The organism is Kordia sp. (assembly GCF_045105435.1).
Classification (GTDB): domain Bacteria; phylum Bacteroidota; class Bacteroidia; order Flavobacteriales; family Flavobacteriaceae; genus Kordia.
In genome coordinates this window covers 1-2,576 of record NZ_JBGCDL010000155.1, presented here as the reverse complement: position 1 = coordinate 2,576, position 2,576 = coordinate 1, and the positions used below count along the sequence as shown (strand labels likewise).

At 34.3% G+C, this 2,576-nt stretch carries 3 protein-coding genes; 2 read left to right on the top strand and 1 reads right to left on the bottom strand.

All coding sequences use genetic code 11. The features are described 5' to 3' along the window. Positions 1–382: 382 nt before the first annotated feature. The gene (locus AB8B65_RS08225; protein ID WP_405300424.1) at positions 383–601 is read left to right on the top strand and encodes a hypothetical protein; all 219 of its coding nucleotides are present in this window, start codon (positions 383–385) and stop codon (positions 599–601) included. 75 nt (positions 602–676) lie between these two features. Here AB8B65_RS08225 and AB8B65_RS08220 read toward each other — a convergent pair whose 3' ends face one another. Next, positions 677–2,140 (bottom strand): aminoacyl-histidine dipeptidase, encoded by a 1,464-nt coding sequence (locus AB8B65_RS08220; RefSeq protein ID WP_405300423.1) that lies wholly within the window; start codon positions 2,138–2,140, stop codon positions 677–679. A 194-nt stretch (positions 2,141–2,334) separates the two neighbouring features. On the opposite strand from AB8B65_RS08220, the gene AB8B65_RS08215 reads away from it, so the two are divergent. After that, on the top strand, positions 2,335–2,576 hold a 242-nt coding region (locus AB8B65_RS08215; RefSeq protein ID WP_405300421.1), incomplete at its 3' end, for a DUF3810 family protein.

Sequence of the window (2,576 nt, the reverse complement as noted above, 5' to 3'; positions counted from 1 at the left end):
TATTTTGAAAAGCTCTTCTGTACGAAGGGCTTTTTTTTGGTCTCTTCTGAAAGTAAAAAAAACTTCATTATTGAATTACTATATTAATTTTCAGGAAAAACACAGAAATAATAACGTATTTCGCCTCTTCCCTATTTTAGTATGCTGAATAATGATATTTGAAAATCACTAAAACGAAATACTGTAAAAAAAATTATCACTTTGCAGACAATCAGCCCATATTTATAACTTGCTAAACAGAAGACTATAATTTTGTGTAAAGCCGCTTTTTTAATGAAAAGGGGCTTTTCACTAGGAAAAACACGGTGTCTTTTTTATTTATTTTCCTGTTTTGAGAATGTATCCGTTGCAACATCTTTGCAATGAAACAAAAACATATATCATGAAGAAACAAATCAAAACATTGGCTTTAAAAAAACAAACAATCTCATCTTTAAAAATAAAAGCTTTAAATGGTGGCGCACCCACAACCATTACGATGCAAGTATGGTGTGTAAGTCAGCGAAATTGCGAACCATTACCACAAGATCCAAGACCACTTCCAGATACTTCTCGTGTGTTGCCTTGCGGAAGTTGGAACAGACCAGATTGTCCAAACTAAAAAGGAGAATCTACTCTGAAACAAAAAAGCTCCCGAAAAGGAGCTTTTTTTATTAAATATATTTTTTCTTAAAAATTATTTCTTCGGAATGTTCTTTAGAATCTCTAACACATATTTCCAATATTTTTGTGAAGAAGAAATACTGGCACGCTCATCTGGTGAATGCGCTCCACGAATATTTGGCCCAAAACTAATCATTTCCATGTCTGGATAGTTTGTTCCTAAAATTCCACATTCCAATCCTGCATGACACGCAGCTACATGTGGTTCTTCATTATTGTTTAATTCTTTGTATAAATTCACCATTACTGGCAAAATAGACGCATTCATATTTGGTGCCCAGCCTGGATACGAACCTGAAAATTCTACTTCGCAACCTGAAAGTTCAAAAGTAGCTCTTAGTTTCGTTGCTAAATCCATTTTTCCACTTTCTACAGAAGAACGCGTTAAACAACCAATTTTAATTTCGCCATCTTTAACAATCACACGTGCAATATTATTTGAGGTTTCTACCAACTCTTCAATATCTGGACTCATACGAAATACGCCATTATGTGCAGCGTATAATGAACGTGTAATTCCTTCTTGCACGCCCAATTCAAGCACTCCAGAAGGAGTTTCTGTAACTGTACATTCAATTTCTAAATCGGCTTCAAGACTTACAAATTCTTTTTTAATCGTATTGATGAGTGCTTGCATTTCAAATTCAAAAGCATCTTGGTGTACTTTATCAACAACAACCGTTGCTGCGCTTTCTCTTGGAATGGCATTTCGTAAACTTCCGCCATCTATTGCTGAAATTCTTAATCCGAAGTTTTCAAAACCATCAAACAACAAGCGATTCATTAATATATTAGCGTTTCCAAAACCTTTATGAATATCCATTCCACTATGTCCACCTTGCAATCCGCTTACTTTAATAGTATATCCAATTACGTTTTCTGGCGTTTCTTCCACTACATACGAACGTGTTGCTGTAACATCAATTCCACCTGCACAACCAATTCCAATTTCGTCATCTTCTTCCGTATCAAGATTCAATAAAATTTCGCCTTCCAACAATCCGCCTTTCAATCCCATTGCGCCTGTCATTCCTGTTTCTTCATCAATCGTAAACAGTGCTTCAATAGCTGGATGTGCAATTTCATTACTTTCCAAAACGGCCATAATTGTAGCGACACCAAGTCCGTTATCGGCTCCTAAAGTAGTTCCTCTTGCTTTTACCCAATCGCCTTCAACAACCATTTCAATTCCTTGCATGTCAAAGTCAAAAACTGTATCCGAATTCTTTTGGTGCACCATATCTAAATGCGATTGCATTACAATGGCTTTGCGATCTTCCATTCCTGCCGTAGCTGGTTTTTTAACGATCACATTCCCTACTTCATCAACAACTGTTTCTAAACCTAAATCTTCTCCAAATTTTTTCATAAAAGCAATCACGCGTTCTTCCTTTTTGGAAGGTCTTGGGACTGCGTTTAAATCAGCAAATTTATTCCAAAGTGCATTTGGTTCTAAAGTTCTTACTTCTTGACTCATTCTATTTTTTTTATGGATTGAATAATTGTTTGCAAAGGTAAATGTTTGACTGTAAAATTGAATGTTTTTTATAAAATACCTTACAAAATTGATTGTCTTATGACAAAAATATCTCATCAACGTAGCAATAATGATTTAGTTTTTTTACATTAGCTACATATCATTTTCCCGAATGATGTTCAAATGTATTGCTTATGACAAAGAGAACAAAAATTTTAATTGCCTTATCTTTCCCATTACAATTCTTTCTTATTAAGATACTTGGCAATTACCCTGAGTTTATTGAAACTTATTATAGCAACGGATTGTATCCGTATATTTCAAAACTTTCTAGAATTGTCTTCGGATGGATTCCATTTTCAATAGGCGATATTTTTTATACGATTGCAGGTATTTTAATCATTCGTTACATTTATAAAAATTTCCGTTTAGTTCG

What these genes read in the sequence shown, in the direction of transcription:
- AB8B65_RS08220 (WP_405300423.1), bottom strand. Translation starts at nt 2,140, where the DNA reads ATGAGTCAAGAAGTAAGAACTTTAGAACCAAATGCACTTTGGAATAAA.
- AB8B65_RS08225 (WP_405300424.1), top strand. Translation starts at nt 383, where the DNA reads ATGAAGAAACAAATCAAAACATTGGCTTTAAAAAAACAAACAATCTCA.